The sequence below is a fragment of the Luteibacter jiangsuensis genome (assembly GCF_011742555.1).
In the GTDB taxonomy this organism is placed as follows: Bacteria; Pseudomonadota; Gammaproteobacteria; order Xanthomonadales; family Rhodanobacteraceae; genus Luteibacter; species Luteibacter jiangsuensis.
This window is the reverse complement of record NZ_JAAQQR010000006.1, coordinates 143,191-157,591: the sequence shown is the minus strand read 5'-3', so window position 1 is coordinate 157,591 and position 14,401 is coordinate 143,191. Positions and strand designations below refer to the sequence as shown.

At 65.8% G+C, this 14,401-nt stretch carries 13 protein-coding genes; 9 read left to right on the top strand and 4 right to left on the bottom strand.

What is annotated here, in order from left to right; genetic code table 11:
- Positions 1–65: 65 nt before the first annotated feature.
- A complete protein-coding gene (locus HBF26_RS14130) occupies positions 66–1,811 on the bottom strand; it encodes a M28 family metallopeptidase (protein ID WP_167127747.1) in 1,746 nt (581 codons plus the stop codon).
- Between the two features lie 298 nt (positions 1,812–2,109).
- Between HBF26_RS14130 and HBF26_RS14125 the strand changes: the two genes are divergently transcribed.
- The 3 genes from HBF26_RS14125 (at position 2,110) to HBF26_RS14115 (ending at position 5,622) form a co-directional block, all read left to right on the top strand.
- Positions 2,110–3,090: a helix-turn-helix domain-containing protein gene (locus HBF26_RS14125; protein ID WP_167127744.1), complete on the top strand. Its 981-nt coding sequence runs from the start codon at positions 2,110–2,112 to the stop codon at positions 3,088–3,090.
- Positions 3,091–3,160: 70 nt separating this feature from the next.
- On the top strand, positions 3,161–4,108 hold the full coding sequence (locus HBF26_RS14120; RefSeq protein ID WP_167127741.1) for an LD-carboxypeptidase: 948 nt from the start codon (positions 3,161–3,163) through the stop codon (positions 4,106–4,108).
- Between the two features lie 80 nt (positions 4,109–4,188).
- Entirely contained in the window at positions 4,189–5,622 is a 1,434-nt protein-coding gene (locus HBF26_RS14115; RefSeq protein ID WP_167127738.1) for a chloride channel protein, read from the top strand.
- 11 nt (positions 5,623–5,633) lie between these two features.
- Here the strand turns inward: HBF26_RS14115 and HBF26_RS14110 are convergent, their stop codons facing one another.
- A complete protein-coding gene (locus HBF26_RS14110; protein ID WP_167023750.1) occupies positions 5,634–5,975 on the bottom strand; it encodes a hypothetical protein in 342 nt (113 codons plus the stop codon).
- A 221-nt stretch (positions 5,976–6,196) separates the two neighbouring features.
- Here HBF26_RS14110 and HBF26_RS14105 point away from each other — a divergent pair, with 221 nt between their 5' ends.
- From HBF26_RS14105 to HBF26_RS14095, 3 genes are read left to right on the top strand one after another with little or no spacing between them, the layout of a single operon-like run.
- On the top strand, positions 6,197–7,441 hold the full coding sequence (locus HBF26_RS14105; RefSeq protein ID WP_167127735.1) for a histidine kinase: 1,245 nt from the start codon (positions 6,197–6,199) through the stop codon (positions 7,439–7,441).
- The gene (locus tag HBF26_RS14100) at positions 7,434–8,210 is read left to right on the top strand and encodes a LytR/AlgR family response regulator transcription factor (RefSeq protein WP_167127732.1); all 777 of its coding nucleotides are present in this window, start codon (positions 7,434–7,436) and stop codon (positions 8,208–8,210) included. Before HBF26_RS14105 ends, HBF26_RS14100 begins: the two co-directional genes overlap by 8 nt.
- Before the next feature lie 13 nt (positions 8,211–8,223).
- Positions 8,224–8,556 carry a hypothetical protein gene (locus tag HBF26_RS14095; protein ID WP_167127729.1) on the top strand — a complete coding sequence of 111 codons (333 nt, stop codon included), beginning with the start codon at positions 8,224–8,226 and terminating at the stop codon, positions 8,554–8,556.
- Here HBF26_RS14095 and HBF26_RS14090 read toward each other — a convergent pair.
- Entirely contained in the window at positions 8,553–10,535 is a 1,983-nt protein-coding gene (locus HBF26_RS14090) for a CocE/NonD family hydrolase (protein ID WP_167127727.1), read from the bottom strand. The genes HBF26_RS14095 and HBF26_RS14090 overlap by 4 nt on opposite strands.
- A 150-nt stretch (positions 10,536–10,685) precedes the next feature.
- Here HBF26_RS14090 and HBF26_RS14085 point away from each other — a divergent pair, with 150 nt between their 5' ends.
- Positions 10,686–12,284, top strand: coding sequence for a Na+/H+ antiporter (locus HBF26_RS14085; protein WP_167127725.1), 1,599 nt, complete (start codon positions 10,686–10,688; stop codon positions 12,282–12,284).
- Between the two features lie 108 nt (positions 12,285–12,392).
- Entirely contained in the window at positions 12,393–12,575 is a 183-nt protein-coding gene (locus HBF26_RS14080) for a DUF3606 domain-containing protein (protein WP_167127723.1), read from the top strand.
- A 19-nt stretch (positions 12,576–12,594) separates the two neighbouring features.
- Here HBF26_RS14080 and HBF26_RS14075 read toward each other — a convergent pair whose 3' ends face one another.
- The gene (locus HBF26_RS14075) at positions 12,595–13,665 is read right to left on the bottom strand and encodes a serine hydrolase domain-containing protein (RefSeq protein WP_167127720.1); all 1,071 of its coding nucleotides are present in this window, start codon (positions 13,663–13,665) and stop codon (positions 12,595–12,597) included.
- 208 nt (positions 13,666–13,873) lie between these two features.
- Between HBF26_RS14075 and HBF26_RS14070 the strand changes: the two genes are divergently transcribed.
- Positions 13,874–14,347 carry an Hsp20 family protein gene (locus HBF26_RS14070; protein WP_167127717.1) on the top strand — a complete coding sequence of 158 codons (474 nt, stop codon included), beginning with the start codon at positions 13,874–13,876 and terminating at the stop codon, positions 14,345–14,347.
- Positions 14,348–14,401 lie beyond the last annotated feature (54 nt).

The following is a 14,401-nucleotide window of genomic DNA, read 5'->3' as shown; positions in this document are numbered from 1 at the left end:
CTCGCGGCAAGGTTGCCCGCTGCCGCGGGATCGCCGGCAAAGCCGGCTCCCACACAAAGCAGTCGTTATTTCTTTTTCTTCGAGCCTTCGGCCAGCGACTTCTCGCGCACCGCCTTGAACTCGCTGCCGTCCTTCCATACCGGCCACACGTCGCTGTCGGCGAGCTTCTCACCCAGGCCATAGAACGCCTTCACGTTCTGCATCACGCCGTCGAAGTTCCAGCGCATGTCGTAGACGTCCGTCGGCTGGTGGTAGCGGTTCTTGCCGTAGTCCTCTTCCGCGGCCATGCCGGCCGCCTTGCCACCGTCGACCATGTCGATGCCGCCACCGGCGGCAAGGGCGGGCACGCCCGCCTTGGCGAAGTTGAAGTGGTCGGACCGGAAGTAGTAACCCTTCTCCGGCGCCGAATCGCCGCTGACCACACGGCCATCGGCCTTGAGCACATCCGCAAGCATGTCTTCCAGATCGTTTTGCCCGTGGCCTTCCACCGTCATGTCGTGCGTTGCGCCGCCGATCGCCAGGGCATCCATATTGATGTCGGCGACGGTCTTTGCGAGCGGGAAGGGCGGGTGCGCCACGTAATATTTCGAGCCGAGCAGTCCCGATTCTTCCATCGTCACGGCAGCGAACACCACGGAACGCTTCGGTTTCTCCTGGGCGAACTTCGCGGCGATCTCCAGCATGGCCGCGATACCGGTGCCGTTGTCGATGGCGCCGTTGTAGATCTGGTGCCCCTTGAGCGCCGGGTCGTGGCCGAGGTGGTCCCAGTGGGCGGTGTACACCACGGCTTCGTCAGGCTTTTCGCTGCCCTTGACCATGCCGATCACGTTGTTGCTCAGCGAGTGCGTGATCGTGCTCTTCAGGTGGAGGGTTGCCTTGGCATCGAGGGGAACGGGCTTGAAGCCGCGCATGTCGGCCTGCTTTGCCAGTTCGTCGAAATTCTTCCCGGCCTTGGCGAACAGGCGTACGGCCGCATCATGGGTGAGCCATCCGGCCACCGGCAGGCGCGGCGCGGGGTCTTCGCTTTCCGGCAGGTCGAGGCGGGGCGTGGTCCAGCCGCTGCGAACCACATTCCAGGCGTAGCCGGCCGGCTCCGTCTGGTGCACGATGAAGGCCGCCGCGGCACCTTTGCGCGCAGCCTCTTCGAATTTGTATGTCCAGCGGCCGTAGTAGGTCATCTCGCGGCCCTTGAACAGGTTCGCGTCGCTGCCGTTCCAGCCGGGGTCGTTGACCAGCATCACCAGCGTCTTGCCCTTGACGTCGAGGCCGTCGAAGTCGTTCCACTGGGATTCGGGCGCGTCGACGCCATAGCCCACGAACACCACGTCGGAATCCTGCAGGTCCACCTCCGCCTTGGCCTGGAGCGTGCCGGCGACCATGTCGGTGCCGAACGCGAAACGCTCCGTGACGCCACCTTCCGCGATGTCCAGGGTGAGCGAGTCCTGGCCGGTCAGGGCGGTGGACACGGCGGGAACCGTCTGGATCCATTCGCCCTTGTTGCCAGGCTCCAGCCCGGCCTGCTTGAACTGCTCGATGATGTAATTCGTGGTCAGCCGCTCGCCGAGGGTGCCGGGTTTCCGGCCATCGTATTCGTCCGACGAGAGGGTCCTGAGATGCGCGGCGAAGTCCGCGGCCGTGATGTCGGGGGTGAACTCGTGGTGCTCGTTGGCGACGGCGGGCAGCGGCGGGGGCGGGGCGGTGGAGGGGCGGGCCGGCGCAGGGGCTGGCGCGGTCGCGGTCTTGTCTTCGTCGTGGGACTGACACGCGGCCAGGGTAAGGACGGTCAGGCAGGCGAGAGCGAGGTGGCGCATTGGCGTGGGTTTCCCTTCGCGGCAGGTAACACGAGGAGTGTATCGCCAGCTGCCCGGCCTTGGCTGAAACCTGAAGCACGAAGTCGGCCAATGCTCGTGCGGGGCGCCGATTGCAAATGCGCTGAATCGGCAAATTCACAAAGTACTGGCATTTGATCCCATACATCGTTAGTTATAAGTGTCGCCGGAATGTCAGCGTACAGGCCGGCGAGGGGGTAGGCATCGAGCGCCATGCCGGGGGCCGTCCACTACGGAAGGCGGCGGACGTTCGCGGGAGTGAGCACTGGGAGGTAATCGCATGAGCCGCCTTGCCGATATACAGGGAATGGAAGACTACGATCTCGTGAAACTGGGCGCCGTGCTCGGCGTGTGCGAGGTCGACCTGCTGACGTTGAGCCCTGCGCGACCGCGCGCGGCGATCGCCACCCGGATGCATGACGGAATAACGTATCTGTCCGCGCACATCGATTTCGATGTGCGAGGCGCTCTTACGGTTCCCGAGGACGCGTGCATGCTTGTCTACCTGCACGAGACTGGCGAACGCAGCTGGTGCCAGGGCATCGGGGTGGAGTCCGACATGGCCGTCACGCTGTTGCGCGGCACGCCAAGCGACTTCATGTTCGAACGCGGCACCCGTTTTACCCTCGTCATGGCGCCATATGCGCGTTTCCGCGCGCGCTTCCTGGCATCCGACCATGCCGACGTGGACATGGCCGCGCAGCGGCTTCGCCTTTTTGCCGTGCGCTCCGAGCATCTGAAGCGCGCCTATCGGCAGATCGCCGCAAGCACGCACGATGCCGACGATCACAGCATGGGTCCGATCGAGGACCTGCTGGATGAGCACATCCGCGTTGCGCTTGCGTCATCTCCCGAGGAGCGCCCGGTAGCTTCGCGCGGCCGGCGCGCCCATTACCAGGTGGTGCGACGAGCCGAGCGCTTCATGCGCGCCAACCTTCGCCGCGATATCTACTCGCAGGAACTGTGCCAAGCCGCGGGTGCCAGCGAGCGAGGCCTTCGCTATGCGTTCGACGACCTGCTCGGCATTCCGCCCAATCGCTACCTCGCCATGCTGCGCCTGTGCACGGCGCATCGCAGTCTCGTCACGGCCGAAGCGGGCAGGCGCTCCGTCAAATCCGTCGCGCTCAGCTGCGGCATGTGGGACCTGTCGCGTTTCGCCGAGAAATATCGCAGCGTATTCGGCGAGCAACCTCGGGAAACGTTGACCAGGCATGCACCGTCGGAAGACCTGACGCCGGCCGACGAGTACTACGACTGGTGAGGGCGCCCATTCACAGTTGCCTTGGCTCGCCGGGAGAGGTATTGGTAGGGATCGCCACGCCTTACCCGACATGCCGAAACGACTTGATATAAGACTCATCGCACCTTCCGGTTACGCCGCGGATCGCGCCGCATGCCATCGAGGCATCGAGCGGCTCCAGGCGGCCGGTCATCGCGTGCAGGGTGAGGCCGTCGTCGAGCGCACCTTCCTGCGTTTCGCGGGCAGCGACGCCGAGCGAGCGGCCGACATCAACCAGCTGGCGGATGCCACTGCGCCGCTGCCGGACATGGTCATGGCCACCTGCGGGGGCTATGGCGCCATCGCCTTGCTCGACCTGCTCGATTACGGCGGGCTGGCCACGCGTTTCCGCGATCAGGCCTGCGTTTTCGTGGGGCACGGCGATTTCACGGCCATCCAGTGCGCACTGTACGCGCGCAGCGGCATCGGTTCGCTGCATGGTCCCATGCTCCTGCAGGATTTCGGCGCCACCTACCTGCGCGAAAGCACATGGCGCCACTTCTGGCAGACCGCCACTTCGCCGCGCACCGAAGTGAGCTGGCTGTGTGCCGAAGACCAACCCGACCTTCGCGTCGAGGGCACGATCTGGGGCGGCAATCTTTCCACGGTATGCAGCCTCATCGGCACGCCTTATCTGCCTGAGTTCGACGGCGGCATCCTCTACGTGGAGGAAACCGGCGAGCAGGCGTGGCGCGTCGAGCGCATGCTCTACGAGCTGAAGCTCGCCGGCGTGCTCGACCGCCAGCGCGCGATCCTGATCGGCGGGCTCTCGGGCCAGCGCGTGAGCGAATACGACAACGGCTACGACACCGAACACGCGCTGCAGCGCTTCGGCGACGCGTGCGGTCTTCCGATCCTGCGAGGTCTGGCCTTCGGGCATGGGCCCGACAAATGGACATTGCCTTTCGGCGCTCAGGCGACCGTGGACGTGCTCGACGGAACGGCACACCTCACAGCCTCGGGATACCGGCATGCTGGCGACGCGTCCTCCGTCAACTGACGGCCTGTTCATCTGCCAGCCAGCTACTGGGCGTAGATCCCGGTAGCCTTGCGCCGCATTCTTCTTTTGCGGCCCCCTCCATGATCGATCCCCTGCACGCACCGCACGACCGTGCGGCGATTCCGCTTGCGCCATCGCTCGATCAGGCGCTTGCCGACGCACATATGGAGCCGCGCTTGCCGCTGCTGAGCAGGCGCGTGCTTCGCATCGGACTGCTGGCCATCGGACTGGGTCTCGTCGTCGGTTGCGTGGCGCGCTTGCTCACGATGCTGATCGGGCTGGTGACCAACCTGACCTTCCACCAGGTGTGGAGCACGGCGCTGACCTCTCCGGCGGGCCATCGGCTTGGTGCCTGGGTCATCGTCGTGCCGGCGATCGGCGGCATCGCGGTGGGCATGATGGCTCGCTGGGGATCGCGCGCCATACGCGGCCACGGCATACCGGAGGCCATGGAGCAGGTGCTCACCAACGAAAGCCGTATCCCCGCGCGCATGACCTGGCTGAAGCCGCTCTCTTCGGCGATCGCGATCGGCACCGGCGGCCCCTTCGGTGCCGAAGGGCCGATCATCGCGACCGGCGGCGCCCTCGGTTCGTTCCTGGGCCAGCGGCTGCCGGTGAGCGAACATGAGCGCAAGACGCTGCTGGCCGCGGGGGCCGCGGCGGGCATGGCCGCCATTTTCAGCGCTCCGGTATCGGCGGTATTGCTCAGCATCGAACTACTGCTTTTCGAACGTCGTGCCCGCTCGCTCCTCCCCGTGGCGCTGGCTGCGGCCACAGGGACCGGGGTGCGTTTCGCCCTCGAAGGCCCCGGACCGGTGTTTCCCATGCCCGCGCTCTCCGCAGTGGCGCCACAGGCCCTTGTCGCGTATGCCGTGCTCGGCCTTCTGATGGGCGTGGCGGGTGTGTTCATCACGCGGCTCACCTACGGCATCGAAGACGCTTTCGAAAAGCTGCCGATCCACTGGATGTGGTGGCCGGCCCTCGGTGGCCTCGTGGTGGGCGCGGTGGGGTACGTCATGCCGGCCACGCTCGGCGTAGGCTACGACAACATCACGAACGTCATTTCCGGGCGGCTGGGGCTGGCCGCGATGGTCCTGCTCGCGCTGGCGAAGCTCGTTTCGTGGTCCGTGGCCTTGGGCAGTGGTACCTCCGGCGGCACGCTCGCCCCATTGTTCACCGTCGGCGGCGCACTTGGCGGCGCGTGCGGCATCGTGCTCGCCATGTGGCCGCCGCTGCATGTCGATCCGCACATGGCCGCATTGATCGGCATGGCGGCGTTATTCGCAGGCGCGTCGCGCGCGCTCATGACGTCCGCGGTCTTCGTGTTCGAGACGACGATGCAACCACATGCGCTGCTGCCCCTGCTGGCAGCCTGCACCACGGCCTATATCGTGTCCGGCCTGATGATGCGGCACACGATCATGACCGAGAAGATCGCCCGCCGCGGCGTGCACGTGCCCACCGATTTCGTGGCCGATCGCGAACTGCATCGCCCCGGTGCGTCCGGGGCGTAAGCCTGATCGCGTCAGGTGAGGGCGGTGACCTGGGTGGCGCCGATCACGCCGATGAAGACGATCGAGAGCATCCAGAAGCGGGCCGGGTCGCGCCATACGCAGATGCCCAGGCACACGATGCCGAGCACGCATGACACGATGCCGGCAGCGGTGAGGCCGAGGGCCACGAGCGATGGATCGTTGCCGCCCGAGGCGATCAGCATGGGACGGAAGATCGCATACCAGGCAAGCACGAGGCAGGCACCGCCCACGATGCCGAGCAGCCAGTTGGCGGGATGGTGTTTCGGCAGCATGTTGATGCCGAGGAAGATCGAAAGTACGACGACAGCGAAAACGACGAGCAACAACGCCATGCATTGACCCCTTTGTCGTGGCCTGCGGTCCCCACCGCGAAAGCCGTCTCCCGAGAATGACCCATCGGGCACCCCAGGTCATGCTGCGGCGCGCAAGCGAAGCGATCCCCGCCGCGAGTTGGCCTGTTTCGTCGCCGCATGAGGCGTTTCGTCGGAATCGCCACCTGCCGCGCGGAGACGCGTCGTATGCTCCACGGCGTTTCCAGGGTGGAGTAGGCAAGATGGCAAGCCTGAAGTTCCTCGCACGCATCGTGGTCGCGTGGGTAGCCGCGCTCTGCGTGCTGATGGTGGTGTGGTCGGCGCTCGGTTGGAACCGCGGCGACCTGCCGTGGATATTCACCCTGGCATGGTTCGTAGGCGTGCTCGTCGCACTCGCGCGGGGCGTGACGCACCTCTACCGGGTGCGCGTCATCGCTGGCCGCATCGACGCGGAAACCGTTTCCAATCGTCAGCGGCGTCGTGTCGAGGTGGCATACCCCGCCGACGAGGCCTTTGCCATTGCCGAAGAGGTGATCCGCGAGCTGCCCAATGTGCAGCAGGTGACCAGCGCGCGCGGCGGGTTGCAGCTGCGTGCCGTGATTCGCGCTCCGGCTGCGGAGCAGAACCGCCGGCGTGCCCGGGCCCAGTGGCAGGCGGCGATCGACCGGGCGACGAACGTCTCCGCCACGATCACGCCCGGCGATGGATCGAGCAGTGTCATGTTCGCATGCGAACCCGACAGCGGCGCATGGACGGATTGGTTCAACCCCGACGGCGGTACGTCGCTGGAACTGGCGGAAACGCTGGTGCGGGCGATGACCCAACGCCTTTCCGAACGGCGCAATCGCGAGCGCGCCGACGCGCGGCAGACGAAGATGGAAAAGGAACTCACGGCGGCGCAACTCGGCCTGCTGCAAGCGCAGGTGGAGCCCCATTTCCTCTACAACACGCTGGCCAGCGCGCAGGAGCTGGTGCGCACGGATCCGGCCCGCGCGGATCGCATGCTCGGGCATCTCATCGACTACCTGCGGCGTTCGCTGCCGCGCACCGATGGCTCTCTCTCCACGCTGGGCGAGGAACTGGAGCGCTCCACCGCGTGGCTCGAGATCATGAAGCTGCGCATGGGCGAGAGGCTTGCCGTGCACACCGACGTTCCGGAGAGCGCGCTCAAGGTGCCGATCCCGTCGATGATGCTGCAGACGCTGGTCGAAAATGCGATCAAGCACGGCCTCGAACCGAAGCCGGGTGGCGGCGGCATCTGGATCCGCGCCGGCGTGGACGGCTCCGGCCTTTCCCTCACGGTGGCCGACGACGGCCTGGGTTTCCGCAGCGACGGTGCGGGCACCGGCATCGGCCTGAAGAACCTACGCGAGCGGTTGCGCCTCATGTACGGCAGCACGGCCACGTTCTCCATTGGCAACAATTTCCCCCATGGCGTCGCCGCGACGATCACGTTCCCGGCGACGGGAGTGGCCGATCATGCGTAACACGCCTTGCTGCATCGTGGCCGAAGACGAGAAGCTTCTCGCCGCGGCCCTGCAACGCGAGCTTTCCAGCGCCTGGCCGGAGCTGGAGGTCGTGGAAGTCGCCGAGGACGGCGGCGCGGCGCTCGACGCCATCGCCACGCACCGCCCGGACGTGGCCTTCCTCGACATCCGCATGCCCGGTCTCACCGGCCTTGAAGTGGCTGCCGCGGCGGCCGACGCGAGCCCGCACACCCTGGTGGTTTTCATTACCGCGTATGACCAGTACGCAATCGACGCATTCGAGCGCGGTGCCATCGACTACCTGCTCAAGCCGGTGACGCCGGACCGGCTGGCCCAGACGGTGACGCGGCTGCGCGGCCGTCTTGCCGACGCGGCACGCCACGTGCATCGCACCGCGCAGGTCGCGCGGGACCTCGGCGAGCGGCTGGAAGGCTCGGCCGACGAGCCGCTGACGTGGATCACGGCGAGCACGGGAAGGGCGACACGGCTGATCCTCGTGGAAGACGTGATCTATTTCCGCGCGGACAACAAATACACGCTGGTGGCGACGGCGGAGGGCGATGCGCTGCTCACACGACCCATTCGGGAACTGTTGCGCCAACTCGATCCGAAGTCGTTCCGACAGATCCACCGCTCGACCATCGTGAACCTGCGGCAGGTAGCTTCGGTGGAGCGCGACGATACCGGCAAGGGCTGCCTGCGCCTGCGCGGCCGCCCGGAGACCCTGGCGGTGAGCCAGCCATTCATGGCCCTCTTCCGGGCCATGTGAGCGAGGAGACGACATGCGCATCTTCCTGGCCATCATCTATTGCTTCATGAACCTAGCCGGCTGCACCGACAGTCAGAACCGGACACTCGTCGCCACGACGAAAGAGAACGGCGTGACGACCCTCGACAGCGTCGTCGAAGTGCGCATGGGGCGTGCCCGCTTCGCCTGCGAGGCGAGTGCGGGAGGGCAGTGCCACTACACGGTGTTCGACGGCGAAAAGCCGATACGCACGTTCGCTCTTGCGGTGTCGGAAGAGCGCCTGGTGGACGGCCTGCCGTCCGGGTTCACGTTATGCGTGTATCCCATCGAAACCAAGGCGTTCGCCAGCGACTGCCGTACTGCTTAGCGCGGCACCACCGTGAAGGTGATCTTCGACGGGTGTTCGGCATCGTGGTGCACCGCGTTGTGCGCGATCACGCCCTTCGCCTCGTCGTAATTGTTGCCGCCCGTGTTGAGGTTGCGGTCGAAGCGCGGGAAATTGCTGCTCGATATGGCCACGCGCAGCTTGTGCCCCGGGAAGAAGAAGTTGCTGGTGTCGATCGGCTGGAAGGTCACCTTGTACACCTCGCCGTCCTTCATCCACACCGGCGGCTTGTCGTAGCCCTCGCGGTAGCGCATGCGCTGGATGTTCTCGGTGAGGTTCCAGGCGGTGCCGTCCGGATGTACATCCATCACCTTGAACGTGAAGTCGGTGTCCTTCGCGTCGGACGACACGTATAGCGTGACCGTGATCGGGCCGCTCACTTCCGTGCCTTCCTTGAAGGGCTCCGAGTCGTACACCAGGATGTCGTTGCGCGCGAGCTGCGGGTTCTGGTCGAACGAGCCGAACTTCACCGCCGTGCCCTGGCAGCAACCGCCACCGCCCAGGGTGGTGACCGGGTTGGCGGGGTCGTAGACGAAGCGGTCCGGCTGATCGGTGCCCCCGGCGGCATCGACGAGCTTGCCGTCGCCGTATAGGGTGTTGGCCTTGCCGCCGCTGGTGAAGTAGAGGTCCCGCGTGACGGCGCCGGCGGGCGGCCATGTGGGCGAGTCGTGCCACTTGTTCTCGCCCATCACGTAGTACATCACCTTGGGCTGCTTATCCACGACGGGGCTGTCCACCCCCTTCAGGAACTTGTCGAACCATCCATACACCAGCGCCTGGTAGTCGAACCGGGCATCGCCCACGTCGAGGTCGCCGATCATCGTGTGCTCCGTGGCGCGGGTGAATGCGCAGTGGAGGACCGGTGCGATCACCGCGTACTGCTGGTCGGCGATTTTCTTCGGGGCCGTGGCCCGCACGTGGTTATACGCCGCGAGGTTGGGCGACACCGATACGTCGAACCAGCTCATGAACCACAGGCCCGGACGGTTGATCTTCATGTTGTCGTGCCACAGGCCGCCCTTGTACCAGGCTGCGCTGTTCGGCGCGCGCGCGATCATGTTGCCGCCCGTGGGCACGTCCATGGCGTCGGCGAAGATGCCCTTGGGGCCGCCGACGGCCTTCATGATGTCTTTCTCCGGCAGGGTCCAGAACGCCTTGTCCCAGTCGGGCTCGGGCGGCTGGGAGTCCAGGTCGAACATCTTCGACGCCTGGATGAGGTCCGCCTGGGAGAGGTTGGAGGGGAACATCGGGCGCAGCTGATTCTGCTCCTTGTAGAGCCAGTCGATGAAGAGCATCTGCACCGCGCCGCCCCGATACCAGTTGCCTTGCTCGTAGTAAGGACCCACCCGGCCCACGCCGGCACCGAACCCCTGCACGTTGAACGTGGCCAGGCCGGGTTCGTCCTGGGCCACCACCGCCATCTGCCATTCGGCCGTCGACGAGCAACCGGTGGTGCCGACCTTGCCGCTGGACCACGGCTGCGAGGTGATCCAGCGCACGGCGTCCACACCGTCGGAGAGTGGGGCGCCGAGGATCTCGTAGTTGCCTTCCGAGAAATAGTGGCCGCGCTCGTTCATCTCGACGAAGGCGTAGCCCCGCTTCACCGCTTCGAGTTCGTGAGTCATGTCGCGGGGCGCGCCGAGCTTCACGTCCCAGAAATTGAAGTTGTAAGGCGTGCGGACGAAGATGGCCGGCACCTTGCCGCCAGCGTTTTTCGGCCGATAGATGTCGGCCGCCATGCGCTTGCCGTCGCGCATCTTCACCATCACCTTGCGGTCGATCACGGCCACGTCTTCGAGCTGCTTCTCGATGTCCTTCCGCTTGGCGATCGTCGCCAGCTGCTCGCGGGTGAGGCTGGTCTGCTGCGCGGCGACGGGTGCGGCAACGAGGGCAAGGCAGAACGAGGCAGCGCCGACCGACAGCGCGGTCCTGACGTGGCGGAGGGCAGGGCGCTTGGACATCGATGGTGCCTGTTTTCAGGGACGGTTCATCGAGTCTGGCAAAATGTCCGCGTCCGGTAAATGCATGACTTCCGGCACGGTAGCCATGCTTCCGTGCAATAGACGTCCGTCCCGACACGGCTAAGATGCCGGTACCGCTTTGGGGGACGCATGGCTTCGACCGAGACTTTCAAGTTCATCCTCGTATTGCTCGTGGCGATCCTTGCGCTCGAGTTGATCGCCCGCCGCCTGCGTTTGCCTTCCGCGGCGGCGCTGCTCGCCGGTGGCATCGCCATCGCCTTCCTGCCCGGCGTGCCCGAGGTCAGCTTCGATCCCGAACTGGTGCTCACCGTCTTCCTGCCGCCGCTCCTGATGGATGGCGCCTTCTATACGGTGTGGGCGGAGTTCCGCCGGTATCTCGGCGGCATTCTCTGGCTAGCCGTAGGGGCGGTGGTGTTCACCACCTTCGCCGTCGGGGTCACCGTGCACTGGGTGCTGCCCTCGCTCCCGTGGGCCGCCTGCTTCGCGCTCGGCGCGGTGGTGTCGCCGCCCGACGCGATCGCGGCCAAGGCGGTGCTCGACAAGGTGCGGCTTCCGCGTCGCCTGACGGTGCTGCTGGAGGGCGAAAGCCTGCTCAACGACGCGACCGGGCTCGTGCTGTTCCGGTTCGCCGTGGCCGCCGCGCTGACCGGCGCCTTCAGCATGCAGGACGCCTTGCTCAGCTTCGTGGGTCTCAGCCTCGGCGGCATCGCCGTGGGGCTCATCGTGGGCGGCCTGGTGGTGCTGACGCTGCGCCGCATCGACCACGTGTTCCTCGCCATCACGGCTTCCTGCCTGTCGCCCTGGGCGGCCTACATCGGCGGCGAATCGGTGCACGTCTCGGGCGTCATCGCGGTGGTCACGTGCGGCATCATCTTCGGCTGGTACCAGCACGACGTGTTCACCGCCAACGTGCGCATGCGCAGCACGGCGTTCTGGCAGGTGCTCATCTTCCTGCTTGAGGCATTGGTGTTCATCCTCATCGGCTTCTCGCTGCGTGGCGTGATCGAGAGGCTGGGTGGCGTGGGGCAGGCCCTGCACACGTTGGGTGTGCCCATTCTCGCGGTGCTGGTCGCCGTGATCTTCTCCCGCTTCGTCTGGGTTTACGCCACGGACTATCTCCGCGTGCCGTTGGCCCGCATGGTGGGGCGCAAGCCCTCGCCGCCTTCCCCGAAGGCGTCGTTCCTGCTGAGCTGGGCGGGTATGCGCGGCGTGGTGACGCTGGCGATCGCGCTGTCCCTTCCCGAGGCGATGCCGGGACGCGACCTGACGCTCGCCGCCGCCTTCGCGGTGATCCTGGTGACCGTCGTGATCCAGGGCAGCACCGTGGGCGCGATCATCCGCTGGCTGGGACTGGAAGCGGAGGGGCATGCCGACTCGACGTATCTCAACGAAGGGCAGGCATCGCTGCTCATCGACAGCGCGCAACTGGAAGCGGTGAAGGCGCGCGCATACGACGACCAGGGCACGCTGATCCATCCGCGGCTGCTCGAGCAGTACACGTACCGGGTTTCCGTCGCGGAGCGTTACAGCAAGACGCCGGAAGCATTCACGGGCGGGCGCGAGGCGCATTACGACGTGGTGCTCGCGGCCATCGCCGCCGGTCGCGCGGAACTGCTGCGTCTGCATCGCTCGGGACGTATCCACGACGAACTTCTGCACTACATCGAACGCGACCTCGACCTCCAGCAGATCGAAGCGGAGAACGACCGGGAAAGCCCCGGCATCTGACCGCCACAACCCCGCACGCGGGAAAGATGGGCGGAATCTTGCCGGGAATTCCACGCGGCATTCACCCATGCGCGGGGCACGCTCAGAGGCCCCGCCGGAGGTTCAGACATGGCTGACGACAAGAGCAATCGAGGACAGGCCGACCGCGACCGCATCAACGTCAACGAAGACTACGAGGTGCGCTACTGGACAAAGGAGTTCGGCATTTCGGAGGACACCTTGCGTGACGCGGTGAAGCGTGTGGGGCCCATGGTGGACGACGTCCGCGCGGAACTTCGTCGCAAGCGGTGATGCTCGCCGGTTCGCCGGACTAGCGGCTCTCCTCGTAGCTGGCTCCGAGCAGCGCGGTGGCGAGATCGCCGATCTTCATGTGGTCGTAGCTCGTGTGGTTCATCAAGACAACGGTATGGCCGTCGTCGATGACCCGCCAGGCCAGCACGCGGTAGGCGCCGTCCGAGCCGTATTCCCAGGCGACGGTGCGCGGCTTTCCCGCCACCTCGAGGACCTTGGTGCGGCCGCCGAGGGCATAGCTCTGCTGCGGCCGCACCACCCTCATGAGCGTGCGTACGCTTTCCGCTTTCAGGATGCGGCCTGAAAACAGGGCGTCGAGCAGCGACAGCATGTCGTCGGCGCTGGTGTAGTAGCCACCCGCGAGGGTCATGAACGGTGGAAGCTTCTTGTCGAGTCGCGACGTCGTGGACGGCGCGCCCTTGAAGCCTGTGGCCATCCCCGGGATATCGCCCGGCATGCCGGAAAAGACACCGCTGTGACGCAACGCCAGCGGCTCGGTGAGGAAGCTCCGTACGAGGTCGTCGTAGGAGCGGCCGGTGGCACGCTCGATCACGCCTTTCAGGACGATCCAGTTCGAATGTGAGTAGTCCCACTGGGTGCCCGGTTCGAAAGCGAGGGGGCTGGAGGCGAAGCGATGGATCGCGATAGCCGTGTTCAGCGTGAGGTCGCGTGTTGCCGGGTCGCTCTTGATGGCCTTGTCGATGTCGTTCGGGATGCCGCTCGAATGCGTGAGCAGGTGCAGCAGGGTGACCTTGTCTCCCGATGCCTTCGGGTAGTCGGGCAGGTAGTGCGACACGGGCTGGTCGAGCGAAAGAATGCCCTGTTCCACCAGCCGCATGACGACGATGGAGGTCACCCATTTGGAGAAGGAGCCGGTCGGGAAGGCGGTGGCCGTATCCAGGGCCACGTCGGGAGCCACCCGGGCCTTGCCATAGGCAGCCCGGAAGACAGAGCCCTGGCCGTCGGAGACGAGCACCACACCGTCGAAACCGCCGGCGGCGGCCTTGTCGGCGATGACCTGGCATGAGCCACATGTGGCGGCGGCGCTTCCCGACAAGAGCAGGAGCAGCGAGGCGATGAAGGTGCGCATGAGTTCCCCCCGAAAAACGGTTCGATGCGGGAAAGGGCTCCGGGGTTTAAGGGTTCGGCCGTCTAAACGATCCATGAATCCGGGGTCTTGAAATCCTTCCGCCGCTGCATAAATTACTGCTCGCCGGCCGCCTCGGGGCCGGCCCACCGCTCGCTATGGGGGCGGCAAGGAGAACCCATTCCGTATTGCTTCTAAGGAGGATATGGCCATGCGAACTCTTCTCGATTATTCCCCGCTGCATCGTTCAAGTATCGGTTTCGACCGCGTGTTCGACCTGCTCGAGAGCGCCGCGCGTAACCAGGCGTCCGACAACTACCCGCCGTTCGACTCCATCAAGCTGGACGAGGATCGCTATCGGGTGACCATGGCGGTCGCCGGTTTCCGCGAAAGCGACCTCACCATCACCACGCAAGGCAACCTGCTGCTGGTGAGCGGCGAGCACAAGGGAGAACCAGAAGGCGAGTACCTGCACCGCGGTATCGCCACCCGGCCGTTCCAGCGCCGCTTCGAACTGGCCGAGCACGTGCGCGTCACCGGTGCCCGTCTGGCCGATGGCCTCCTGTCCATCGACATGAAGCGCGAGGTTCCGGAAGCCATGAAGCCGCGCCAGATCCGCATCGATGCGGGCGAGGGCGGCGAGACCTCGGTGCGTCAGATCACCGACCACCAGGTCGCCGCGTAAGAAGGGATGGCCCGGACGCCTTTCCGGCGTCCGGGCCATGGGACGGCTTCCATC